Here is a 24,441-nt window from a genome sequence, read left to right as displayed (position 1 = left end):
GAGGCCTAGACGAAACGGAACGAGAGGGGAACAAATTTTTCCATCACAGACGCGGAGTCGCATCGCCCGGCGCGGACTGCTGCTGTCCGGGGTGTGTCCGGTCGCATATATTCTTCGCGCTTTCGCGCCTTTGCGTGAACCAGCTCTTCGTGCCGCCAGGCGGCGTGTCCGAATTGTCGAGGGATTTCGGCGAGGCCGCGGATGCCGCCGTTTACGCTGTTATCGGGCCGGAACAGCGAAAGAACAGGGAAAGAAATTTTTTCAGGCGCTTTTTTGGCTATTTTGTTGGAGATATTTCTGTTCTTTATCAAATAGATAATGGCAGTTTTCGCTGTTATTCGATAACAGCGAAAACGAACTGCGGAACAGCGAAACGCTTCGGCGATAACAGCGAAAACCATGGCGCATAACAGCGAAACGCGATTCAACGGCGAAAGGCGATTCAACGACGGGGCGGCTGTTTTCATGCTGTGAATTGTCATGAGAGCATGCTGGCATGGTCGAGCGTGAAGTTGAATCGAGCGCAATGGATGGCGCTGCGGTTGCGGTGGGGATCGGTGGGAACCTTGGATAGCGGCGAGGAGGATGACGCCTGACGCGTGCGATATCTGCGGCTGGTGATGCGGAGTCCGGGGACAGTTGCACCGGTCACCGCAACCTTCATTGGGAAACTGGCTCCGTAAATCGTCAACACGCTCCGACAGCGTCGTGCCGGACTCGTTCCGGCATCCACCGTTCCGCGAACCTAGAGGCCGATGAATTTGCGGCACGGTGGACCCCGGAACAAGTCCGGGGTGACGTGGTGAGTCAAGATCAGGCTGGCCTTGCGGGAATGGTGAGGCCGCGCTGCACAGCAGGCCGGGCAAGCCCGCGCTCCAGCCAGGCCGCGACATTGGCATAGCCGTCGAACCCGACAAGCTCGCCTGCCTCGTAAAAGCCGATCAGGTTGCGCACCCAGCCGAGCATCGAGATGTCGGCGATGGTGTAGGCGTCGCCGAGGAACCAGTCCCGCCCGTCGAGAACGCCGTCCATCACTCCGAGCAGGCGCTTCGCCTCGTCGACGTACCGGCCGAGCGGGCGCTTGTCGTCCCAGTCCTTGCCGGCGAACTTGTTGAAGAAGCCGACCTGACCGAACATCGGACCGACGCCGCCCATCTGGAACATCACCCACTGGATCGCTTCCCAGCGCCCGGCGGGATCGGCTGGAATGAACCTGCCGGTCTTCTCCGCGAGGTAGAGCAGGATCGCGCCGCTCTCGAATAACGCCAGCGGTTTGCCGCCGGGGCCGTCCGGGTCGATCATCGCCGGGATCTTGCCGTTGGGGTTGAGCGAGACGAATTCGACGGATTTCTGGTCGTCCTTCGCGAAATCGACCAGATGCGGTTCATAAGGCAGCCCGGTTTCCTCGAGCATGATCGAGGCCTTCACGCCATTGGGCGTCGGCAGCGAATAAAGCTGGATGCGGTCGGGATAGTGCGCGGGCCAGCGGCGCGTGATCGGGAAATCGGACAGATCGTTCATTGGCGGTCTCCTTCGCGGGCCAGATAGGCTTTCGGTGCCGGCCTTTCATCCTCGGCGGGGAAAATGCTGTCGCTCCGGCGCGGGAAGCCGGCTGCGAGATCGCACTGGGCTTTCCGAAGATTGGGGCTTGCAAAGATTGGAACTCACAAAGATTGGCGTTTTCGCGCGGCGGGTCTATGCGACCTGCGATGCAAGCGACCGATCTTCGCGTGGCGCTGTTCAGCGGCAACTATAATTATACCCGGGACGGCGCGAACCAGACGCTGAACCTGCTGGTCGGCCACCTGCTCGGCCGCGGCGTGAAGGTTCGCATTTACTCGCCGACCAGCCGCCGGCCGGCGTTCCCGCCGGTGGGCGATCTGGTCAGCGTGCCGGCGTTCAAATTGCCGGGCGAGCGCGCCGAATACAAGCTCGCGCGCGGGCTGCCGGCATCGGTCCGCCGCGATCTGGAAGCCTTTGCGCCGAACCTGATCCATGTTTCGGCGCCCGAAATTCTCGGCCATCGCGCAGTGACCTATGCACGCAAAAAGGGGCTGCCGGTGGTCGCCTCGTACCACACGCGGTTCGAGACCTATCCGCAATATTATGGGCTGGGCTTTCTCGAACCCCTGATCATCACCCTTCAGAAACGCTTCTACAACCGAGTCGACGAGGTGCTCGCGCCGAGCCAGATGATGGGCGAGATCCTGCGCGAATGGGGCGTGACGACGCCGATCAGCCGCTGGTCGCGGGGGGTCAATCACCAACGGTTCAATCCCGATCGTCGCAGCCTGGAATGGCGGCGCAGCCTGGGCATCGCCGATGACGAGGTGGCGGTCGGCTTTCTCGGCCGGCTGGTGAAGGAAAAGGGCCTCGACGTGTTCGCCCAGGCGATGCACGCGCTCGATCAGCGCGGCGTTCGCCACAGGACCCTGGTGATCGGCGAAGGGCCGGCGCGCGACTGGTTCGCGCAGGAGATTCCCGATGCGGTTTTCGCGGGATTCCAGTCGGGCGACGATCTCGGCCGGGCGGTCGCCTCGATGGACGTGTTCTTCAATCCAAGCGTCACCGAGACCTTCGGCAATGTCACGCTCGAGGCGATGGCCGCTGGCGTTCCGGTCGTCGCGGCGCGCGCGTCGGGCGCGGTCGGGCTGATCGACGACGGCGTCACCGGCCTGATCGTCGAGCCGACCGACATCCCCGGCTATGCCGACGCGATCGCGCGCTACTGCGAGGACGATGCGCTGCGCCTCGCGGCGGGCCAGGCCGGCCATGCCAAGGCCGCCGGCTATCGCTGGGAAACGATCAACCAGGCGGTGCTCGACGTTTACCTGAAAGTGATGGCGCGGCGGGAATAGCGCGACGATTGCGTGGTACCTTCTTCCTCCCCTCCCGCAAGCGGGCGGGAAGCGAGGGCTGGGCTCACGGCCATTCACGAGCGGAACGTTCGCGGTGAGCGGGAGCCCACCCCTACCCAGCGTGGGGTAAACGACGCCCCGCGTCGTTTAGGTCATGCCGGGGGCATGACCGGCCCCACGCTCGCAAGCGGGAGGGGAGTCTGCAACCCGTTCGGCGCGGACAATCTCATCGTTTTCTTTTGCGGATATTGCCCGCGCCTGGTCAGGCCGACCGCGATATTTTCTATTTCCAGTCTAACGCCAGCGGCGCCTCGCGGAACGCGAAGCGGTCGAGGTGCCGCGCGACCGCGCCCTTGAGGCCCTCGAGTTGCTCGGCCGAGCTCGCATCGATCCGAATCGCCAGCGCCTCAGGGCCGGCATCGAAAGTGACGAGCCCGTCGCCCGGATAGTCCGCACCGCGCGCATCCTTCGGAAAGACCACGGTGCCGTGCGCGGGGGTGAATTCCACCGCGAGATTATGCTGCCAGTGCTTGCAGAGCTGCTGGAGATATTTGCTGCCGCTCGTCGTCGGCACGCGTGCGATTGCGCTGTCCATGCGCGGTTTCCTTTTGATGATAGCGGCGCCGGCGGCGGGCGCGAGGCCCAGTCGCCGGCGCAGGAGCTGGAGGCGAGTCACGCCCAGTCTCACGTCAGGGCCTTACAGCCGCTCGATCTTCTGAACGGCGTCGTCGATCAGCGCGGCGACCTTGTGGATCGTCTCGGCATCAATCTCCCCGGCGCTGAGCCGCTGTTGCAGCACTGACTTGAGATTGCCCATCGCGCGCATCACCGGGCCGCCGCTGGTGCGGGCGCGCCGCGAGCCGATGTCGGTGAGCCGGGCGAACAATGCCTCGACTTCTTCCTCGCGCTCGGAGAGGTGCGCCTGCCCGGCAGTGGTGATCGCGAAGAGCTTCTTCGCACCTTCGGCTTTCTGCTCCTCGATCAGGCCCATATCCTCGAGCATGGTGAGGGTCGGGTAGATGACGCCGGGGCTCGGCGCATAGGCACCGCTGGTGCGCTCCTCGATGTCGCGGATCAGGTCATAGCCGTGGCGCGGCTGCTCCTCGATCAGCTTCAAGAGGACGAGCCTGAGCTCTCCGCCGTCGAACATCCGGCGACTGCGGCCGCCGCGTTCGCCGTCGCCATGAACTTCCCAGCTTACCGAGAAGGGGCCGCGCGAAAAACGTCCGCCGCGGGGGCCGCCATGATGGCGGTGCATTCCATGAAACATGTTATTCCTTTCTGTATCACGATGGGTCTAAGATATATCTTGAGACAGTTTTGACAAGTGCCTTCCTGAATTATTTTCGTCACCCCGAACCTGTTCCGGGGTCCACCGGGCCGGGCACATCGCGATCGCCGCTCAAGCGGAGGAGTGGATGCCGGAACAAGTCCGGCATGACGGGGTGGCTACGGGCAACGAGCCGCCCTATCTTCCGAGCATGGCCGACCTTTTCGCGACCTTCGATCCGCCCGCCCGCGAGGCGCTCGCCGAGAATGCGCCGCTCGCCGACCGGCTGCGCCCGGCACGTCTGGAGGAGGTGGTGGGCCAGGAGCATCTCACCGGACCCGAGGGCGCGATCGGGCGGATGGTGGCGGCAGGCCGGCTTTCGTCGATGGTCCTCTGGGGCCCGCCCGGCACGGGCAAGACGACGATCGCCCGGCTGCTCGCCGATGCGGTGGGCCTGCGCTTCGTCGCGATCTCGGCGGTGTTCTCGGGTGTCGCCGATCTCAAGAAAGCCTTTGCCGAGGCGCGCGAGCACGCGAAGATCGGCAAGCGCACGCTGTTGTTCGTGGACGAGATCCACCGCTTCAACCGTGCCCAGCAGGACGGTTTCCTCCCCTATGTCGAGGACGGCACCGTCACGCTGGTCGGCGCGACCACCGAGAATCCATCGTTCGAACTGAACGCCGCGCTGCTCAGCCGGGCGCAGGTGCTGATCCTGCAGCGGCTCGATCGCACCGCGCTCGAAAAGCTGCTCGACCGCGCCGAGGAAATCGAGGAACGCCCCCTGCCCCTCACCCCGGAGGCCCGCGACGCGATGATCGCCAGTGCCGACGGAGACGGTCGATTCCTGCTCAACCAGGCCGAGACGCTTTTCTCGGTAGACCTGCCCGAGCCGCTCGATCCGGCCGGGCTGTCGGCCTTCCTGCAGCGCCGGGTGGCTGTCTATGACAAGGATCGCGAGGGGCATTACAACCTCATCTCGGCGCTCCACAAATCGATGCGGGGTTCCGATCCCCAGGCCTCACTCTATTATCTCGCGCGGATGCTGACCGCGGGCGAGGAGCCGCTCTATGTGCTCCGCCGCATCACCCGCTTCGCCAGCGAGGATATCGGCCTCGCCGACCCCAATGCGTTGGTGCAATGCCTCGCGGCCAAGGACGCGTACGAGTTTCTCGGCTCGCCCGAGGGCGAGCTCGCGATCGTTCAGGCCTGCCTCTATTGCGCGGTCGCGCCCAAATCCAACGCCGCCTACAAGGCGGCCGGCGCGGCCTGGCGGAGCGCGAAGGAGACCGGCTCGCTGATGCCGCCGCAGAACATCCTCAACGCGCCGACGAAGCTGATGAAGGAGATCGGCTACGGCAAGGGCTATGCCTATGATCACGATACCGATGAGGGGTTTTCGGGATCGAACTACTGGCCGGCCGAGATGACTCCGGAGACCTTCTACCGGCCGACCGATCGCGGGGTGGAAAAACGGATCGCCGAGCGCATGGCCTATTGGAGCGAGTTGAAGGACCGCGGCGGATGAGCCTCGACTGGAACAGCGTCACCGCCTTCGCGCTCGGGCTGCCCGACACCGAGCTGTCGACCAGCTATGGCAAGCCGGCGATCAAGGTGGCCTCCAACGGCCGTGCCTTCCTCCATGGCAGCCGCGAGGAGGGATCGTTCGTGCTGGCGATTGACCAGGACACCAAGGAAATGCTGATCGAGACCGATCCCGAGACCTTCTGGCAGACGCCGCATTATCATGGCTGGCCGGGCCTTCTCGTCCGCTACGGCAGCCCCGATCCCGAACGTGTGCTGGCCATGATCGAGCGCTCGCGCGACTGGACCGCCGCGCGTCCGAGGCCGAAGCCGCGCAAAAAGGCGTGATGCCGCATTTCACCCGCTTTGCCGCGATCGACTGGTCGGGCGCGAAGGGATTTCATCATCCGGGCATCGCGCTGGCGGTGTGCGAGGCCGGCGATGCCGCGCCGGTGCTTGTCGACCCGCCGCATGTCGGCGCGAAGAGGGGGGCATGGTCGCGCACCGAAATCCTCGAATGGATGCGCGCCAACGCGGACGAGCCCCTGCTGATCGGGTTCGATTTCACCTTCTCGCCGCCCTGTATCGAGCGCGGCGCCTATCTGCCGGGCGAGGATACGCCAACCACGCCCCGCGCCTTCTGGGCCTATGTCGATGCGGCGAGCACCGACAGCGATCTCGGCGCCGCCACCTTTCTGGAAACACGGCGCGGCCGCCATTTCTATTTCGGTGCGGCCGACGGCACCAAGGCCGACTTCATGCATCTCCGCCGCTGCGAGGCGCATTACAAGGCGAGCGGCGGCCACAAGCCCTCGACCGTCTATGACGCGATCGGCGCCGCGCAGGTCGCCAAGGCGAGCTTTGCCGGCATGCGCCTGCTGCATCATCTTGGACGCGCCATCCCGGTCTGGCCGATCGATCCCTTCCCGGCGAAAGGCGCACTGGTCGTCGAAATCTACACCGCCATCGCGGCCCGCGCGGGCGGGCTGCGCAAGGGGCTGAGCAAGTTTCGCGACGGGCCGGCGCTCGACGCCGCCCTGGCAGCGATCGGATCGAAGCCGCATGTGCCCCTCCCCCGCTATACCGACCATGCGACCGACGCGATCCTCACCGCGGCCTGGCTCCGCGCCAATGCCGGTCGCGCCGAGCTCTGGCATCCGCCCGGCCTGACCCGCGAGATTGCGCGACGCGAGGGCTGGACCTTCGGCGTCGTCTGACGCATTGAGCCGCGCACCAGGATCGGAAATGCCGGTTTAGCTCAGCTGGTAGAGCAGCGGTTTTGTAAACCGAAGGTCGCGGGTTCGATTCCTGCAACCGGCACCATCTCTATGATTATCTATCTGTAATTTATAAGAAATGTTATAGGTTCTGTTTTTAGACCCCTCTCAGGTCCACCTTTTGGAGTGTGAACCGTTGAGCACGTATGTGGCGCGATGAGCCGTGCAGTGAACGCAGAAACTTTGCGGCTCCCGCCCGCACGTGATTTCCCGATAAGTGGGTAAGCTCCAGCGTTGCCCGAGTCGCTGAGGCGAGTGAAGGGAGCGCGCGCCGATCGCGCCTCACCGTGCCGACACAGTATCTGTGCACAGAACCCTTCGTCGCCGGAAGTGTCGTCTCATTGCTCGAAACGCCGCCTAGAGCTCGATTGAAGTTTTCGACGCGCTCATCAATCACGCGCCACCCGTCCTCGATGAAATCTACGACCGGTACGACCGCCTCGAAGAGAAGCGTGAGGCTCTGGCGAAATACGAAGCCTTCATGGTACGGTTGCTCGCCGAGGCTTAACCCTGGGCGTCATGACGCTCCCTAACGGGAGTGACATGACATGAGGTTGCTATCGAAGAAGCAAGTGCGCGAGATGGTCTTGTATAGCCCACAGCACATTGCCCGCCTGGAGGCGGCCGGGAAGTTCCCCAAGCGGGTGCAACTCGGCCCTGGAAGGGTTGGGTGGGTCGACGAGGAAGTTCACGGCTGGCTCGCCGCACGCATTGCAGAACGCGATACACCCGGCTCCTGAACGGAGTCACTTGAGGCCGATGGGAAACCATCGGCCTTTTTTCATCGTCAGACGACCATACAGGTACGGCATACAGCCCCCTATCCTGTATGCCGGACAATAAACTCCAGAACACACTGAATCCATGCCACATTTGGTCATGGTCATTGCAGCGACGCCTCCTCGCCTCCTTAATAATGAAAGTCGGTGACAAGTGCTCGTTGAATCGACCACCGTAAATAGTCTCCGAAATGAACCCATCTTCTCCGGGCATCTCTTGAATAAGTGCAACAGCTGGCATTTCTTGCCCGCTGGGGGAGAAAGCCATGCAGCTCAAGCTACAGCGTTCGCAGAAGACTGGCGGGATAGTAACGACCAACGTCATCTTTTGCCTTGATGCGCGGGTGGAGTTCACGCCGCCCGAGGCGCGCGACATCTCCCGGTACAAGCTCCAGAACCAGATAATTTATACCAGTGAGGGAGCGCGAAGCGCGGCCGAAGGCAGCAGAGCGGCGGCGGCCAATGCCAAGGCGCGGGGGATAGCGCTAGGCAATGTCGACGATTTCCTGACCTCAGCCACAGGCAAGCTCGGCCATGGTCTCAAAGCGGCCGCGCTCGGCGCGATTTCGGCCATGCGCCTTACCATCACGATCAACAGCTTACAGCGTGGTCAGCACATCGAATGCAAGAGCCTGGATGAGCTGCTTGGCGCGGAGGACGCCATCATGACGGCATGCGAGAACCTGAAGGGATACCTTGCGACTGCCGCTACGTTCGACGGCCGCGAAGTGCTCGTAGACTTCAATAGCGACCAACCCACCATTGTTGCCCAAAGGACGACGCCGCAGCCGATGCTCGTCGCACCCGCACCTGCCGGCCCGCCCGTACCCGAGTTAACCTCAAACTATTCGCAGCCCGAGTGGAAGCCTGCGCCAGAACCGGCCGCTCCAGAGTATGTCGCGCGAGGGGAAACCTTCGGCCTTCCGTTCGATTGGAACGACCCGGACACGCGCCGGACCATTTTGATAGGAGGCGGTATCGTTGGCGCCTTCCTGCTGCTCTTGCTTCTGCGCATCGTGTGAGCATCCCCTCCACCTACACTCCAATCTCCCGCCGCTTCACGAACGAGCGCGCACGCGAGATCGAGGAAACCAGGCGGCTCTACGAGTACGTGATGACGCAACAGGATGCGTTCACGCAAACGCCGAGTTCCGTGGCATATCGCGTCATCGAGTTTTTCGAATTCACGCCAGAGCCTCTCAAAGGTGCGCTCACCTCCGCGACCTACAAACTCATAAAGCTGGAGCGGTACATCTGGGATCGGCCGGTACCCGACTTCCACCGCATGAGCATGCAGGAGTTCGTCGAGTTTCGGAACCTCCTCTACGCCAAGCAATATTTCTTCGCCAACAAGGATGAGATCCTGCAGCTCTTGCATGAGGGCTTGGTCCGCACCCTGTATCTGGCACCCAGTCTGCCCGATCTGGAGGGGCCGTCGCCCTTCACGATTCCGCTCGTCTATGCGGTCGCCGAACCGCGCTGGCAGGTCGAAGCCACCTATGGCACGCTCATATCCGGCGAATATGCCGATCGCGGGCTATTTCGCACCGTCACCGCCCAGCTCTTTCGCAACATTTGTGTGGCGTCGGGACACGACAGCGAGAACAGCAAGAAGCCGCTCAAGACCCCAGACGAAGCCAAGCTTCCCTTAGGCGAAACCGTCGATGCCTATCTCGCCGGCACGCCCTTCTATGATGTGTTCATGGCACCCGTGCCTCTGAAGCTCACCCAGGAGGACCGCTTCAGCCACATGCACATCATCGGTGGCACCAACGCCGGCAAGACGACGCTCATTGAAAACCTCATCCTGCACGACCTCGCCTCGGACGATCCGCCGACCATCATCCTGATCGATCCGCATTCCGATCTGGTCCGCAGGCTCATCCATGCCGACCTCGGCATCGAGGAACGGCTCATCATTATCGATCCGCGCGATACGAAACACCCGCCCGCACTCAACATTTTCGCCATCAACCGCGATCGGATGGACGAGTATGACGAGACCACGCGCGAGCAGGTCACAGCCGGCGTCATTCAGACCTTCAACTATCTCTTCGGCGGCCTCACGAACCTGACCCTCACCGGCAAGCAGGACGTGTTCTTCCGCTATGTGGCCCGGCTCATGCTGTCGCTGCCCGAGAGCATGGGGCGAAACGCGACCATTCTGGACATGATGAAGCTCATGAGCGACCCTGCGCCGTACGCGGACGCCATTGCCGCACTCCCCGAGATCCCGCGCGAATTCTTCCTGCGTGACTTCATGAGCAAGACCTTCGAACAAACCAAGGAGCAGATCCGCTACCGCCTCCAGGCCATTATCGAGAACCCGACCATGGCGCGCCTGTTCACCTCACCTGAAACGAAGGTCGATCTCTTCGACGAGATGAACCGCGGCGCCGTCATTCTCGTCGATACCGCCAAGGATTTCCTCAAGGAGAACTCCTCAACCTTCGGCAGGCTCTTCATCTCGCTCGTGCTCCAGGCCGTGCTCGAGCGCGCCGCCATTCCCGAAGCCCAGCGCAAGCCCACCTTCCTCATCGTCGACGAGGCCGCGTCCTTTTTCAGCAGCAATATCGATGACCTGCTCACCGAGGCTCGCAAATACAAATGCGGCTGCGTCTTCGCCCATCAGTATCTCGACCAGGCTACCGGGAGCCTCAAATCGTCACTCCACGCCAATACCAGCATCAAGTTCGCGTCCGGCCTGTCAGCGGCAGACGCGCGCGCCATGGCAGCGGAAATGCGGACGTCGGCCGACTTTCTCCTTGACCAGCCCAAGTATCAGTTCGCAGCACATATAAGGAACGTAACGCCTCAGGCTGTGTCCGTGCCCATTCAGCGACCGCCGCGACAGCGCCAGCTTTCATCCGCCGCATTCGCTGAGCTCATCGAGCGCAACCGCGCTCGGGTGTCCTTGCCGCTTGGTACGCCGCAGGTCCCACCAGCTCCCGCCGATCGAGAACTACCCGACGAAGATATTTCGCCCGAATGGTGAAAAGTTTGGGTGCGCATAGGGAGTTATAGCGGCTCAAGACGCCCCATCGTGGACCATGCCGCACTTTTACAGCGTTCTCACCGCGCAATATGTCGCCGTCCATGTCCACCGACACACTCAATCGGCGTCTACGCTTTGCCCCGCCGAAGCCGATCGTCCGCCGCATCATCCCTACCGAGGCGGACTACCTCATTTTTGAAGCCATCAACCGCCACGGCCCGCTCCCGACCCACTACCTCTACGAGTTCACGAAGCACATTCGCCGGGACTACTCCCACCTCCAAAACCGTCTGACCGAGTTTTACAACGGCGACGCGCAGGGCGCCTGGCTCACTCGACCGCCCCAGCAGTTCGCGGGCTTTGAGGCGCGGTATCAGCATGTCGTCTACGACCTCGCGCCCCGCGCCAAGGTGGCGCTCGCGGAACGGGGAACGCTCAGCCGCTTGTCACCAAAGCGCACCGACCCGTTCCTGCATCAACTCATGCAAGCCTGCGTCGCCTCGTCGCTAGAGCTTTCCGCTCCCGCGAAAGGGCTGCGCTACATCCCGCGTGAGGAAATCTTCACCCATCCCAAATGCCCTAGGCTGACCAAAGATGGCCATAACCCGATGGCTATTCCGGTCACCGGCGTGGAGCAGAAGACGGTCATCCCTGACGATCTATTTGGGATAGAATATCCAGGCGTCGGTTTCCGCTTTTTCGCCCTGGAGATCGACCGCAACACCGAGAGCATCAAACGAAAGAATCTGAGGCAGAGCGCCTTTGGCGCAAAGATCGCCGGCTATCTCGATATCCTCCGAAATCAGACGTATCGTACCTACTGGGGCGTACCGAACCTGCACGTCCTCGTCGTGACGACCAACGGCACGCACGCACGCAATATTCTTGAGTATATCGAGATGCTGGACGTACAGAAGTACTCCGATCGCTTCCTCTTCACTTGCGAACCCGCTTTTGGTTCCAATTGGCGGGTTCCCAGGGAGGTGCTGTCAAAGCTCTTGGATGACCGATGGATTATCACCCGCGGCTCGAAGAATCTCGGTGAGCGATAAGACCTAGAAGCCCAACTTAAATTGAGAGCTCCATACTCCTGGAAGACCGGGAGGCCAGGATATTGTGCCCCGTCCCGATCGACCCCTTCTCCGTGGCTACCGCACCTACGCAGGAGGGTGGCTAGCCCGTCGCAATCTCATCGTAGTTCATTTCGATTTTCATCAACACTCTTGTCCGACCTCAATTGAAAATAGACCGCCGAGAAAAAGAGCGCGGTGAGTAGAACGCCTTCACTGAAAGCCGACCGCTCTGGACCATTTGAAAATAAATAATGAAATGAACGAAACAACAGCAACGCCATCGTAACTAACACCAGTGCTTTCTTTGTCATTCCGATGCCCCTTTCACATGCAGGTCGCCATCGCTGCTATCACGATCTTTACGCAGACCGTATATCGATACTTGTGTCGATGGCATGCTCAGCACGCCGTTCGCGCAGCGATTTACGCTTACTGAAACCCGGCCCGCCGCCGTTGGGCATCGCCTTCGTACGGCTTGGCGCAGTTCGCCACAAACGTCGCATGGTTTTCCATGCCGGATCGATCGTGCGGACTCGATCATACAGCAGCCCGGTCTGGAAACCGAACTATGCGGGGGCGTAGTCGGCAAAAGATCCGCCGCCGCCTCCAAAATCTTTAGATTTGCGGCCGAGCGCTGACCGTGCGTCCGCGATAAAGCTGCGCAACTGAAGTGCACGTGGTTTATCCAGCGCAGGCAATAGCGCGGTCAGTGCGTCAACGTCTGTAAGGAGAAAATCGAGAGAATTTCTTTCGCGCTGAGCCGCTATCAGACGCCGATAGGTCTCCGCCTCCTCACGGCGCATGCGAAATCCGTCAAATCCTGGATCATCGATCAAAGCTCCAAACATCTTGGCCGCGCCGAGCATCTCCGACCGGCCCCGTTCGAAATCGTTGGACAGAATGCGAGCGCGACCGAGGACGCGCTTCGCCATGGCAAGCTCGAACCGATCCGCCGCGAATTCAACCGAGCGATCGTAAAATGGGATTGAGGCAGCCACTCGACCGCTTTCGATCAAAGCAGAGGCTATGAGCATATTGTCCGCCGAGCTTGTCACGAAACTACCTGCCCTGAATGCCGCAAGCGCCTTAGAGAGATAGAAATTTCGTGTGTCTACGATTGTGGTACGGTGTGGAGAATACTTCGGTGCGTCAAACTCATCTCCGACGCTAATTCGGAGCGTTTCGAAGTCCTGCTTGGCCTTCGAGATGCCCAAAATAGCGTCCTCGAACGACCTACGTGCATCATCCAAACGCTTCACTCGTTGTACCCGAGCGTTGTAGAATGCCACGGAAACCGAGGTGATCAGCGCTGCGCCGCTCACGCAAAGCGTGGCGATATCCTTTGTCGCGAACATCAATTCGCACATGGCAAGCTCCTCACCAGGGCAACAGCGTGTTGTATAGCCTCCACGGATGGCAGATAAACCTGTCGCGACGCGACCGCAAAGATCGACCATTGGTTCTTGTCAGGTCCCGCACGGTCAGGCGGCGTGTATGCCGGGCGTCGTCCCAATCAAATTTTCCGCCTGCTGCCGGATATCCCCTGCCGCCCTTGGCCAGATCGCGCTGCCAGGCCGGCGGCTGTTCGGGAAAACAATGTATTGGATCGTGTCTCGCGGAAGGTTGGCGCCCGTGCGGGGATTTGCGCCGGGAAATCCAAGCGCCTCAAATAGCGCGATCGAACTCTCACCGAGTTGCGCGTCACTGCCGCCACCTGCGTCTCCTATGATGAATGCAGATGATCGCCCACTCGCCAGGTGGGTAGCGAATCCGACGTCCCCAACGCGGCCGACGTGAGGAAGTTTTTCAAAGCCGGTTGGATTCACAATAAAGGCGAACCGAGTCGCATCGACATATGTCGCAGGGTCGTACTTGTCACCGTTCGGATTTCGCAGCGCGGTCTGTGCTACGAAAAATCCCTTGGTGGGTCCGGTCGGCTGAACGAACGCATGCTGGGGATCGTTCGGGTCGGGTACTAGGACATCCGACCACCAACTCAAGTCTGGATAGCCAGCGTTGCCGAGACAATCGAGACCGATATGCGCATCGCGCCGACAATTTTTCCCCTTGTCCGCGGGATGATATGCGTTGGGCGCACCATCAGCGTCAGCCGCCGCATGACTGGTCTCGAAGGCGTAAGCGAGGTTGTTCGCCTGCCTCAGTATTTGCGTGCCTCGAAATAGTTCCGATGGCTTGAAATCGAGCTTCATGACGGCGGCCTCCCAGGCATATTATGGTCCACGGACGAGATCGGGGCGCCGGTGGCTCGCGAGGAATCAACCGGTTCACCGTTGCCGAGGCCGATTCTGATCTCTCACCCAGGCTGCCCCGGCGTCGCCGGTCAGGACTTGCTTTTCTCCTTTGGGCTCTTCTCATCCGGCTTGATCGTGGAACGCACGACCATGAAGCGATTCAATACGTCGAACCAGAAGGACGATCCAAAGGTCACCCCGATAGCGGTGATCAGCCAGCCACCGATAATTCCGAGCCACCACAGCAATTGATCCCATCCGGTCATCGCGGCGTAGGCAGCGGCCGCATCGTTCTTGTCGGAAGGCCCCGAGGACAGTAACTTAAATTGCGGATCCGGATATCCTCCTGACCAGCCGATTGGCCAGCTTACCTGGGTCATCTGGGCTGTCGCGGCTTTGATATTATCGAGCTTGGTGTTGAGAGTATCCGGCGTGCCACCCTGCTTCGGCGGCGCGCCACACTGAGCAGGATCTTTGGTGCACTCCGCTATCGTGCTTCCGGCCTGCGCGACCACCTGATCCCGAAGCTTATCGTCGGTCGAGAGGCGCTGCATCACCGTGATCGCGTCAATGTTCATCAGCGCCGCGGCGACGAAACCGATGACTAGCAGCCATATCTGGGTGCGCGACTTGTACCACCCGGAGACGCGGTCCATCGTGCTGTTGAACCATTGCTCGAGGCCGGTCTGCAGAGCGTTCAGATCATCGCCGGTGGAATCCAGAATGCTTCTCACCGCCTTTCTTAGATCGTCTTCTGGTTTTTGGTCTCCTGGAACTGGGCCCGTCCAAGCGCGCACGTCGCTCACCGCCAGAGCGGCCGTCGATGCCAATGTGGTTTCGCTGCGAATTAGCTGTAGCGCAGCTTTAGCGAAGTTTCCCGACGGGATATACGATGGCAATTTAGTCCGACCCAGAAAAGGGATCCAGGATAAAATGGAGCTGACCAGCGCGCCTTGGTAATTCCCTTTGTAGAGCGCGGATATGTGCGGTTGTTCGAAGAATGCCTCAACGCGGCTTGAGCCGAGCATTTCCACAATGCCCGCCTTTAGTGTTGACGCTCTAGTCTTAGTCGCCAGCTCGCCGAATTCTCGTACGGCAGAACAAATCAGGCTTACAAAAAGGAACATGAGGGCCATACCAATGCCAACGTCCAGCGTTTTCAACCCGAACAATGTTCATCTCCTCGCCATAAGCGCTTAAGCGCTATCGTTACTCAGCATTTTATGCGATCTTGAGCTATTATGTCACGCGCTTCAAATAGATACCCAATCGCTAGGATGCTGTGCGGTTTGGTGAATTTTAGGGCTTCAGCAATCCGTCCGCAGCCCATTTCTGAATAGTGGTATCGGCTACTTCAAAATGCATATCGTCATGAAAGCCCACGCCTGAATACCAGCCCTCATGATTGAAATAAGGGATAAGTAGCGCGACGAAATACGGGAGTCTATCGCCGGTCGCGCCCGGCGCGTTTTGTCCAGCGAGCATGAAATCGATGGCGGTGCCCCAGGAGTGGTTGCTGATCTTGTGGGACGGAATTCCGCTCGTCGGACGTCTCAGTCGAACCACCAGCATTCCATCCGCGCGTAACGCGGTTGCCAGTTCGGGGAAATCCTTGAAAGCATTGGTAAGCGCAGTTCGAAGGCTATTCACTGCCGGGCGAATGCCGTGGGCGTGCACCTGGGCAATATGCTCATCGACCAGCAGCGCCTTTACGGCGGCGCTAGCGTGATCGGGTTGGTCCTCTATGGTCAGCGGCGGCTCGGGCCTTCCGAGGCAGGAGATCATCGTCTCTTCGCTTGCACTGCTAAGGCCGATGTTGAAGGGAAGTATCGAGTTCAGCGGGACCAGGTCCGACAGCTTCGGCATTGCGAACTCCTCAAACAGTTCCTGGGAAGATGGAAATTCGCGCTTTTTCTAGCTACGCAATCAACCGACCATCGTCACAGATACGAAAGTCCAAGCTTAGCATACCGTTAAGAGTAGTTATTCGGCAGAATGAGCCATTTTGGATCAAAGGCTGACTTAGATGCGGACCAAAAACGATAGGGGTCGATTGATCGACCGTTACCGAAAACTCCCGAGCGCCGAGCGCGTCATATCACAGCTGTTAGGAGACTATGCGTTTGGCGGGATCATTTCGCGCGCGATGGAAACCACACCGCGTACCGGTCATTGACCAGCCTTCGGTCCAACAGCTTCTATAGCGAGCGGCCCCAGCGCCTTCTCAAGCACGACCGCTAGTCGGACACCAGCGCGCCTCAGTTGCAGGGAGGCGGCTGCCTGAGCCCGGCCATCGTAGCCGGCGGGAAGATCGAGCGGCACCATGTCAATTTCGCAGCGGGGTGGCGTCTTGAACGAATAAGCGACGGAGACAGCTACACCGTTCGTCTCCTTCGCCCAGGAGCCGAAGTCGCCTGCGGACCACGCAGCAGCCTGGTCCGACGTGATCCCGCTTTCGAGCTTGCCGAGGATATCTCTGGCGTCGCTCCCCAGTTCGCTCACAACGACTGTGTCCCAGTACGAATGGAGGTTCACGGTTCTCTGCCCGCCAAGTGCGATGTGAACGCAGTTGCCACCGCGATCGTGGTTGTCGGCAACATGCAGCGGCTGATGGAGATCGCCCACAAAGTGGAGGACATATTTGAGCGCCAATATCCGCTCTGCAGGCGGAGTGTCGCGCGCACCAAGCTCCTGCGCAAACTGCGCCACCTTGTCGACAATGCAGTCCTGCGCCGGGCCTGTGCTTGGAGGAGTGGCTGGAGCGGGATGCCCATAGCAGGCGGCGTCGAAATCTGGATGACCGAGCTCGACGTCTACGAAGTGCCATTCGGCTGTCTCGCGATGGCCGGCACCGCGCCACGCGTCGGCCCAGGTCGAGCGCGACAGCATGTCGGGCGGTGTGAGCGTGTCGTGATCCTGCGCAAGGATCGCGTCGATCTTGGCCACGGTTTCAGGAGTGAGTCGCGATCGGGCGATCGCCGCTACGAGGATATGGCCTTCGCTTCCCCAGGCAAAAACGGGAGCGGGTACGACAGTAACGATAGTCGCAACGACGAGGCACGTGAATGAAGTTTTCATGGGGAGACCATTCCTGCTCGGCGAGATTGTGGCAAGCGGCTATCGGCGGCGGGCCAGCCACGAACGTCGGTATTGGACAGGTGGGCGTAAACCACGAGAGCCGCTTGATTCCCCCGCGCCGCGGTCCATTATGCGCGCCTCAACAGATGAGGAATCACCATGCTTCGCTTGTCCCTCGCGTGCGCTGCCGTCTCCCTGATCGCGGCACCAGTCGGCGCCGCCAATCCCAACCAGTGCAAGGACCCGAAGACCAAGAAATTCATAAAGTGCCCGCCCACCGTCAAGGTGGTGGTAGGGCCAACGGCTGCGGACGTTACCAAGGACAAGAACGGCAAGTGCCATTGGAAGGCCGGTCCGAACAAGGGCAAGTTCGTGAAGTGCCCGTGAGCCATGGCTGACCTCTAGGCGCCTGACGCACCCATGACGGTTGCTGCCTGGGACCAGAACACCCATGCCGGTGGTCCGAATGGCGCTACCGCGAAGTGCAAAGACGGCACCTACAGCACCTCCGCGCACCGTTCCGGGACATGTTCGCGCCATGGAGGTGTCGCCCAATGGTATTGATTGGCTGAGATATCCGCGGCGGATGGACACTTCTTTCGCCGCGGACGGATCGGAGGCAACGTTTTGATAGGGGCGAGCGGCTACGCCGAACCATGCTCTTGAATCGACGCCGGCTCCTGTCGCTCGGCGGCCAGGGCTTGGCAGCCAACCGCCGACCCGCTTGACATGAAAGCCGTTGGACGCGCCCACGGGGAATCAAACTAGATATTAAATGCTCCGGGCGATCTTGTAGCGGTCCTGTTGCTCGCTTGGCTACGGTGTGAGTGCGGCGGTCTAGCCCATATGCTTCCCAAATGTTCTTACCGAATCAGGTCCGATGGATGTAGCTCGCCAGAGTGTCGGCCCGCCTATGGATTTTTTCAGACGATTTATTCGCGGTAGGTAGCGAGATACAACTCGAGCTATACTTCAATTTCGGTAGTCATCATCGACAAAGGTCCGAATTGGTGATGATTTATCGCCTCGCCCCGAAAAGTGGGCATATAATCTGCTCGTGATCTTAGAATCGATCTAGTCTTTGTATACCGCACGGGGAGAAGGCGCGTGGGAGGATTCCTAGAGAATATAGCGATTGAGGCACTTACGGCAATTGTCGGCCATCACGATATCAATGATTTTCTGATCAACAGGCTAGTCAATAGCGGCCAGACTCGACCGCACCCGTGGACCACGCGCTACGATTATATATGTTGGACCGGCCTCACAGATAGAACCTACAACTCCCGCCTGCTGCCCGCGAAGCCCTATCCCGCCGTTGAAGCGCTTGGCACCCGGCAACCGCCGATAGATGAAGTTGGAAAACTGTTTGCGGCTGTGCCGGGCGCACAGCGTGTTTGCCCGAAATCGACCTGTCTCTTCCCGGCCTTTGCCCAGTATCTAACCGATGGCTTCATCCGCACAAGGCTCTCCAACGACCCAGCGCAGGAGGATCGTCACCGCACAACCTCGAATCACGAAATTGATATGAGCGCGCTTTACGGCCGCACCGAACAGCAAACAGGTGTACTCCGCGCTGACCCAAAGATTTCCGGAAGTAAGGGTAGGCTCAAGTCTGAGAAAATCGGGAATGAGGAATTTCCCCTCAAGCTGTTCCTCGCTGATGACTCGATCGATCCCCAGTTCTGCGATGCGGCCGGTAATAGCATATTGGACTTGCCGCTAGGTATTGATCACGTGGGTAAAAAGGCAACGATATTCGCAGTCGGTGGCGATCGGGCTAATGCGACCCCGCAGGTCGCTATGGTCAACGTATTGTTCCTGCGCGAACACAATCGGCTGGCAGCCAAACTCGAGGCAGCCAATTCGGGGTGGGATGACGAACGCGTTTTTCAGACAGCTCGCAACATCCTGATCGTGATGTTCATCAAAATAGTGGTCGAAGAGTATATCAATCACATCAACACATCGGTGTTTAAATTCCGGTCTGATCCTTCGGTGGCCTGGCATGCCAAGTGGAACAAGCCGAACTGGATGACGGCTGAGTTCAGCCTGCTCTATCGCTGGCATTCCCTGATTCCCCAGACATTTTCCTGGTCTGGCCAGTCGGTCGATGGATCGACTCTCTTGCTAGACAACAGCCGGCTTGAGGCGTCCGGTCTCGCGGAGGCGTTCGTTACCACCTCAGCCAACCATGCAACCGAGCTTGGGCTCGGGAACACCGCAAATTTTGTGTTTGGCTTCGAGCTGAGGGCCCTTTCCCAAGCGCGCCTCAACAACCTTGCGACATATAACGATTATCGCCGGGCTATGTCGCTCGATCCCGCCAAGAGCTTTGCGGACATCGTTGGTAACGCGAGCGACCCTGTTGAAAATGCCCGCAGAATGGCGCTCGCAGCTGAATTGAAACGGCTCTACGGCACCGTTGAGAACGTCGAATATTATGTCGGCCTTTTCGCGGAGCCGCGCGAAAAGAACGGTCCGCTGCCGGAGCTCATTTTATCGATGGTTGCTATGGACGCTTTTTCGCAGGCCCTTACCAACCCGCTACTAAGCGAACATGTCTGGGGTGACGCGGATAACCGGAAGCTCACGTTCACCGATATGGGGATCGCCGAAATCGCCGCGACCAATAAGCTCCGCGATATCCTTGTCCGCAACGCCAGCGGCGTGGCGGACAGGTTCGTTGGCATGACGCGCCCCGACTGGCATTCTGTCTGACCGCGCGCAGAACAAGGTTTTGGGGCACCTGCATTTAGTAGCTTCGGCGGCCTGATCCGTCAGAACGTCGCAAGGCATCGGAAGTTGGGGGTATCTCGAGGAGAACCTTCTCGGCAGCGGCGATGGCAGAATAATATTGCTGGCGAGTTGCCATCTTGATGCACGTCCTTGCCAAATGCTCGGCAGTGATCGGATGGCCGCGCGCGACGAGTACCTCTGCGATCAGGGCCCGAAGCGAGATCTTCCTCAGCTCATGGCCGTAGCGGGTAGCAATCATCATCGCATCCATCGCGTAGCGCAACGCTCCCTCGTAATCATGGGTTTGTAAGCGCGACCGGGCGATCATCGTTGACGCCTCGCACCTGACCCGGTGAACGTCGGTCTGCAAGGCGTAGGTCATCGCGTCTTCAAGAAGACTGTTGGCAGTCCGCCGATCCGCCGGCGAGCCTTGGCCGCGGTCGGAGGCGAGGAGGTGTACCGCCATCGTGATTTCCGCACGGTGTACGATGTCCATCTGCCTTGCCGACTGCGCGAGCTCATGCGCCTCTGCTAGCCGTCGGTCACCCTCCTCTGGGCTGACCAGTCTTCGCAGTACATTGCTCTGAAGGCGACCGAAATAGGCAAGCGCGCGCACTTCGTTCAATTGCCCAAGCTCCTCCATAGCCTCCCTGTAAAGGTCACGCGCCTGTCCGAGCTGCCCGCGCAGGTGAACGCACCATGCGAGATTCCCGGTCGCGATCGCACGGCATAGCCGCCGCTCCCTCGAAGGTTCCTTGCCACCCACGGGCGTGCGAGGGCATATTTGCCGCATCTCTTGGCACTTCTTTTCGGCCGTTCCGATCTCACCGCGCTCAACTTCCAAGGTGATCTGGTTCAATCGGATCACGCGCCAGTTGTGCGCCCGGTCATCGCCTTCCACCCATTTCCGGTTAATACCGAGAGCCCGGTCGAACGACTTCTTTGCCTCGTACAGATGTCCCATCGCCAGCCGCACGACGCCGCGCTCGTTGTGCAGCCAGACGAGTTCGTCGGCATAGAATGGCTCGCTGTTACCGAACAGCCTTGTAAACTCGGTGGCCGCCTGATCCGCAGGCAAGTGACGGTCGAATTCCTCGCGCATGCATTCCCGTGCAATCGAAAGTTTTCCGAAGCCATCGATTAGATCGTCGAGCCGTTCCGCGTGCTCGCTGAGAATGCCGTCGCGGCCCTCGCGCAGGTGGCGATCGCCACTGTTCAGCGTCAGCAAACTCGTCGTAGAATAGTAGCACCGAATCAGAGCGAGTGCCGCCCGCAGGCATTGTACGTGCTCCTGGGAGCACAGCCGGAGGATCTTGAAATACCAGCCGTTATCCTGTTTCCAAGTAGAACTCCTCCGGGATTGGCTGTCCCCACATGCTTCGCCTACGCGGCCAACAATGTTTTCAAACAAGTCCGTCTTCTTTTCGACGTCGAATTTAATGTCCCAATGAGTTGTCTGCTGCGGAACGGTGTAGGAGCCGATCAGCTTGTCTATCGCGTCGCCCAGTTCGTCATGAACATCGAGATCAGGTATATCGCCATCGATCGGCTGCGCGACGTACAGAGACATGTTGAATGCCGTTGAGAGCTTTGCCTCGTTGAGCGGTATGCCAAAGCGGTACCGCAACTCGGTCAGCAGCGTTCGATGCAGGACATATCTAAAGGGCGGATCGCCAGGGGCGGGGTCTGGCGGCCGATAGCCGTCGGCCTTCAAGACCAGATGGCACTTCTCCAAGCGCTTGGCGACGCGCTCGATGTCGCTGAGCTCAATGTTCTCAAACCGAGACCGCTTTGGCGCCTGACTTTCGTCGTCTGATGTGTTGGGTCGCTCGCCATACGCGGTGGAGCTGTCGAGGCCTGGAAATCGGTGCAAGACCGAGAGCTCGGTGGGCGCGCCAACAAAGGCGAGTGCCCGCAGGAGCTTGCGGGCGAGGCTGACGACGGGTGCCGGCGCCAGTTTCTCGGTGGATCCTGCCTCGTCCCCATCCTCTTCGTCGAAGAGGATTCTAGCGAGTTTTCGTTCATCAAAGATGTTGCCGAAAAGCTTCTTCCTGATCTCTACCAAATCGCCGCTGATGCGGCCGGCCGCCTCAGCTCGATATGTCCAGATTGCGCGGCGAAGTGGCCCGTCGATCTTGACGCCGCGCCTTTCAGCCTCCTTCCAGATCGTGTTGAGGTACCAGCTTGGAACGGACATCTTCGTATTCAGATACTCGTTTCCGCAAATCTTCTGAAAGTCGGCAATTGGAATTTCGAGTTTTTGGATGTGGGGCCGCGCGCGTTCGGTTGCCAAAAGGAGCCAGCGGACGCGTGGCCGTCCGCCCCGGTGGTCTGCCGATGCACACAGTTGGATCAATTGATCGAGCTCGGCGCTGAGTGGTCGGCCGTCAATCCCAAAGAATCGCTCGAGACCGTTCACGACGATCAATGCTGAGGGTGGTCCCGACGCCGGCGATTGCATTCCCAGATCCAACTGTTCGAAGAAGCGTTCTCTGCTGAACTGTGCGTGTTCACTTGGACCGCTCTTCCATTGCTTAGCACGCGGAATGTCGAGTGCTCGCTGGAGAAACCACGCGATCGCATCGAGCATGCTGTCAGTATCGAAGCAGAATCCCGCGTTTATCACCATGCACCGCTCCGGCGGCGGCAGGAATGAGCTCGCTGCCGGAGCTAGTCCGGCAAACTCAGTAAGCTGCCGGGCCAGGTGGCCGCGTCCGCAGCCCTGCGGACCGATAACGCAGATCACAGCATGGTTCTGCATCGCGTGCGCCAGGCTACGATAGATCGGTGCAGCGAGCCGGCTTAGTTTCGGCGTGTATTCATGCGTCACCGTCCACAGAATTGCGGGCCCGGGTTTGCCGTCGGGGCGATGCTCGACGCGCCCCTTCATCGAACGCCAGCGATTTCCGTCGTACCGTTCGCGAAAGCTCGGATCTTTTGCGACATCTTCGCGACCCTCCTCGACCTCTCCGTTCGGCCCTCGCGCGCGTCGCTCGGACAACGCTTCGACAGCTTCTTGCAGGTCCTCCAGGTCGTACACGCTCGCTTCGTCGATCTGGCGGGTCAGCCGGGCCAGCTTCTCCGGTTCATTCCTTGTCACGATCGCGGCAAGGTCTGTGGCCGTCAGCTTGCCGAGTTCCGTTTCAGCCGCCTTTTTTTGGACCTGAAGCGCTTTTCTTTTGGCCTGTCGCTTCTCGTCCCGTATCAACAAATCGTCGTCGAAGATGGTCAGCACACCCAAGCGCGCCAGATAGTCGCGCCGCTTGGCTTCACGTTGAATTTCGGTCAGCGAGTCGGGCCCCGAGCACCACAGCAGAAAGGCCGGCGCTGCGCGCTGATAGGGATCGTTGCTGATAAACTCCTCGAGATCGCTGTTGAGTTCTTTTTCCGTCATACCCAATCCGACGAACAGGATCGGATTGGCGCTCATGAGAAGGCGTCGGGCGAATTCGAAGGGGGCACGATTAAGGTCGTTGCGACGATATAGATTGTCATAATCGCGGTTACTGACGATCATCGTTCGCCAATTGCACGCACGGCCGTGCAGATGCATCACATGGCTGTCGACATCGTCCGTCCCCACCCCGAATTCGATCATGCGGTCAATGCGCTCGCGATTGAGTAGATCGCTTTCGAGTGCCCAGCCATCCGGATAGACGCGGCGGATACGGCCGCTTCCCAGATCCCATGAAAAACTGCCTGCCTCCGAGCGTCGGCGCATAGTAACCAGCTGATCAAACGGCGTTGCCGCGACCCTGGCTCCTTCTTCGCGATAATTTATCGTGTCATTTAACATCGAAGATTGTTCGGCCTCGAAATCGTAATTGGTCGTGGCAAAGCGCCTGATGCCGAGTTCGGACCAAAGCGCGGTCATTGTATCGTAGCTGCGAAACGATGTGCCCGCGAGCATGACCCGGTCGATCGACCAGTCCCGATTGGGCGCGCGAAAACAGCACGCGAACGCGGCCCTCAGCAGCTCAGAAGCCGTAGTGGCCTGGTCGAGCGGCCAGTCTGGCTGGGAGCGAAGTCCCTGCTCATCGAGCCATGCGAGCGGCACGGGCGTATCATAGAAGAATTTGTCGAGCGCTGCTTCTATCAGGCTCATGCAGACGCTTTCTCTCATAGCGCCGCTCAAACCCTGTTCGACGAGCCCCTCAATTACGGCAATTGAGGCCTTAAAATCCTCCGGATGTCGGTCCTTGGCCCGGATGGAATTGACGAGCCGCAGGGCGAGCGAAGAAAAGGTAACGAAAATCTGACGCCAGCTTCCATACCCAAACGCCTGCGTCGCCATCGACCCTGTGAAAGCAATCATGCGGCCGGTTTCTAGCGCTCGATAGAATTCCAGCCGAGCACGCTGCGCGAGCTTATTGTCGTCGAAATAGTTTCGCTTAAGATAATTGCTAACCATGCCGATCCCCCCAATGGTAGCTTATCGAGACTATGCTCATAGACAAGCCTTCATTTTAGTCCCGCGCGGATCAGTTCTGCGTCCTTTAATCCGCTCGACGATGGGTCACTATACCATTGGGATACCGACGAAGATTGATTCGGCTAACAGGCGGCGAAGCTCGAGCTGCTTCCGAGAGAGGCCTATGC

At 59.9% G+C, this 24,441-nt stretch carries 22 protein-coding genes and 1 tRNA gene; 12 read left to right on the top strand and 11 right to left on the bottom strand.

Translation table 11 applies throughout. The features are described 5' to 3' along the window. Positions 1 to 5: 5 nt before the first annotated feature. Both ABD050_RS20625 and ABD050_RS20620 read right to left on the bottom strand, forming a co-directional pair. Positions 6 to 467 (bottom strand): hypothetical protein, encoded by a 462-nt coding sequence (locus ABD050_RS20625; RefSeq protein WP_343891386.1) that lies wholly within the window; start codon positions 465 to 467, stop codon positions 6 to 8. 346 nt (positions 468 to 813) lie between these two features. Then, a complete protein-coding gene (locus ABD050_RS20620; protein WP_343891385.1) occupies positions 814 to 1,521 on the bottom strand; it encodes a glutathione S-transferase family protein in 708 nt (235 codons plus the stop codon). 188 nt (positions 1,522 to 1,709) lie between these two features. On the opposite strand from ABD050_RS20620, the gene ABD050_RS20615 reads away from it, so the two are divergent. Continuing rightward, the gene (locus ABD050_RS20615; RefSeq protein ID WP_343891384.1) at positions 1,710 to 2,858 is read left to right on the top strand and encodes a glycosyltransferase family 4 protein; all 1,149 of its coding nucleotides are present in this window, start codon (positions 1,710 to 1,712) and stop codon (positions 2,856 to 2,858) included. 283 nt (positions 2,859 to 3,141) lie between these two features. On the opposite strand, the gene ABD050_RS20610 is transcribed toward ABD050_RS20615, so the two are convergent. Then, positions 3,142 to 3,453 (bottom strand): DUF2218 domain-containing protein, encoded by a 312-nt coding sequence (locus ABD050_RS20610; protein ID WP_343891383.1) that lies wholly within the window; start codon positions 3,451 to 3,453, stop codon positions 3,142 to 3,144. A gap of 102 nt (positions 3,454 to 3,555) precedes the next feature. Continuing rightward, on the bottom strand, positions 3,556 to 4,128 hold the full coding sequence (locus ABD050_RS20605) for a PadR family transcriptional regulator (RefSeq protein ID WP_343891382.1): 573 nt from the start codon (positions 4,126 to 4,128) through the stop codon (positions 3,556 to 3,558). A 211-nt stretch (positions 4,129 to 4,339) separates the two neighbouring features. On the opposite strand from ABD050_RS20605, the gene ABD050_RS20600 reads away from it, so the two are divergent. The 8 genes from ABD050_RS20600 to ABD050_RS20570 all read left to right on the top strand — a co-directional run bounded on the left by ABD050_RS20600 (position 4,340) and on the right by ABD050_RS20570 (position 11,752). Then, positions 4,340 to 5,653 (top strand): replication-associated recombination protein A, encoded by a 1,314-nt coding sequence (locus ABD050_RS20600; RefSeq protein WP_343891423.1) that lies wholly within the window; start codon positions 4,340 to 4,342, stop codon positions 5,651 to 5,653. Continuing rightward, a complete protein-coding gene (locus tag ABD050_RS20595; protein ID WP_343891381.1) occupies positions 5,650 to 5,997 on the top strand; it encodes an MmcQ/YjbR family DNA-binding protein in 348 nt (115 codons plus the stop codon). The genes ABD050_RS20600 and ABD050_RS20595 overlap by 4 nt, the downstream gene beginning before the upstream one ends. Then, on the top strand, positions 5,997 to 6,866 hold the full coding sequence (locus ABD050_RS20590; RefSeq protein WP_425542495.1) for a hypothetical protein: 870 nt from the start codon (positions 5,997 to 5,999) through the stop codon (positions 6,864 to 6,866). The genes ABD050_RS20595 and ABD050_RS20590 overlap by 1 nt, the downstream gene beginning before the upstream one ends. A gap of 30 nt (positions 6,867 to 6,896) precedes the next feature. Then, positions 6,897 to 6,972, top strand: a tRNA-Thr gene (locus ABD050_RS20585). Between the two features lie 502 nt (positions 6,973 to 7,474). Beyond that, a complete protein-coding gene (locus tag ABD050_RS29080; RefSeq protein ID WP_425542494.1) occupies positions 7,475 to 7,666 on the top strand; it encodes a helix-turn-helix transcriptional regulator in 192 nt (63 codons plus the stop codon). A gap of 305 nt (positions 7,667 to 7,971) precedes the next feature. Continuing rightward, the gene (locus ABD050_RS20580) at positions 7,972 to 8,727 is read left to right on the top strand and encodes a hypothetical protein (protein ID WP_343891379.1); all 756 of its coding nucleotides are present in this window, start codon (positions 7,972 to 7,974) and stop codon (positions 8,725 to 8,727) included. Beyond that, positions 8,724 to 10,700: a type IV secretory system conjugative DNA transfer family protein gene (locus tag ABD050_RS20575; protein WP_343891378.1), complete on the top strand. Its 1,977-nt coding sequence runs from the start codon at positions 8,724 to 8,726 to the stop codon at positions 10,698 to 10,700. Before ABD050_RS20580 ends, ABD050_RS20575 begins: the two co-directional genes overlap by 4 nt. Positions 10,701 to 10,801: 101 nt before the next feature. Then, positions 10,802 to 11,752, top strand: a complete 951-nt coding sequence (locus ABD050_RS20570; RefSeq protein ID WP_343891377.1) for a replication-relaxation family protein — start codon at positions 10,802 to 10,804, stop codon at positions 11,750 to 11,752. 137 nt (positions 11,753 to 11,889) lie between these two features. On the opposite strand, the gene ABD050_RS20565 is transcribed toward ABD050_RS20570, so the two are convergent. The 6 genes from ABD050_RS20565 to ABD050_RS20540 form a co-directional block, all read right to left on the bottom strand. Next, positions 11,890 to 12,084 (bottom strand): hypothetical protein, encoded by a 195-nt coding sequence (locus ABD050_RS20565; protein ID WP_343891376.1) that lies wholly within the window; start codon positions 12,082 to 12,084, stop codon positions 11,890 to 11,892. A gap of 255 nt (positions 12,085 to 12,339) precedes the next feature. Further along, positions 12,340 to 13,140, bottom strand: coding sequence for a hypothetical protein (locus tag ABD050_RS20560; protein ID WP_343891375.1), 801 nt, complete (start codon positions 13,138 to 13,140; stop codon positions 12,340 to 12,342). 114 nt (positions 13,141 to 13,254) lie between these two features. Continuing rightward, on the bottom strand, positions 13,255 to 13,983 hold the full coding sequence (locus tag ABD050_RS20555) for a hypothetical protein (protein WP_343891374.1): 729 nt from the start codon (positions 13,981 to 13,983) through the stop codon (positions 13,255 to 13,257). 131 nt (positions 13,984 to 14,114) lie between these two features. After that, positions 14,115 to 15,197 (bottom strand): hypothetical protein, encoded by a 1,083-nt coding sequence (locus ABD050_RS20550; protein ID WP_343891373.1) that lies wholly within the window; start codon positions 15,195 to 15,197, stop codon positions 14,115 to 14,117. Positions 15,198 to 15,324: 127 nt separating this feature from the next. Then, positions 15,325 to 15,891 (bottom strand): M15 family metallopeptidase, encoded by a 567-nt coding sequence (locus tag ABD050_RS20545; RefSeq protein ID WP_343891372.1) that lies wholly within the window; start codon positions 15,889 to 15,891, stop codon positions 15,325 to 15,327. Between the two features lie 303 nt (positions 15,892 to 16,194). Next, entirely contained in the window at positions 16,195 to 17,103 is a 909-nt protein-coding gene (locus ABD050_RS20540; RefSeq protein ID WP_343891371.1) for a S1/P1 nuclease, read from the bottom strand. 159 nt (positions 17,104 to 17,262) lie between these two features. Between ABD050_RS20540 and ABD050_RS20535 the strand changes: the two genes are divergently transcribed. The 3 genes from ABD050_RS20535 (at position 17,263) to ABD050_RS20525 (ending at position 19,824) form a co-directional block, all read left to right on the top strand. Continuing rightward, complete coding sequence (locus ABD050_RS20535) at positions 17,263 to 17,490, top strand: hypothetical protein (protein ID WP_343891370.1); 228 nt, start codon at positions 17,263 to 17,265, stop codon at positions 17,488 to 17,490. A 33-nt stretch (positions 17,491 to 17,523) separates the two neighbouring features. Then, positions 17,524 to 17,667 (top strand): DUF3761 domain-containing protein, encoded by a 144-nt coding sequence (locus ABD050_RS20530; protein ID WP_343891369.1) that lies wholly within the window; start codon positions 17,524 to 17,526, stop codon positions 17,665 to 17,667. Between the two features lie 543 nt (positions 17,668 to 18,210). After that, positions 18,211 to 19,824, top strand: a complete 1,614-nt coding sequence (locus tag ABD050_RS20525; protein ID WP_343891368.1) for a peroxidase family protein — start codon at positions 18,211 to 18,213, stop codon at positions 19,822 to 19,824. A 34-nt stretch (positions 19,825 to 19,858) separates the two neighbouring features. Here the strand turns inward: ABD050_RS20525 and ABD050_RS20520 are convergent, their stop codons facing one another. After that, positions 19,859 to 24,253: an SIR2 family protein gene (locus tag ABD050_RS20520; protein WP_343891367.1), complete on the bottom strand. Its 4,395-nt coding sequence runs from the start codon at positions 24,251 to 24,253 to the stop codon at positions 19,859 to 19,861. Positions 24,254 to 24,441 lie beyond the last annotated feature (188 nt).

The sequence above is a fragment of the Sphingomonas oligophenolica genome, assembly GCF_039522915.1.
GTDB classification, from domain to species: domain Bacteria; phylum Pseudomonadota; class Alphaproteobacteria; order Sphingomonadales; family Sphingomonadaceae; genus Sphingomonas; species Sphingomonas oligophenolica.
The sequence above is the reverse complement of the archived record's forward strand: the minus strand, read 5'-3'. Positions and strand labels throughout refer to the sequence as shown.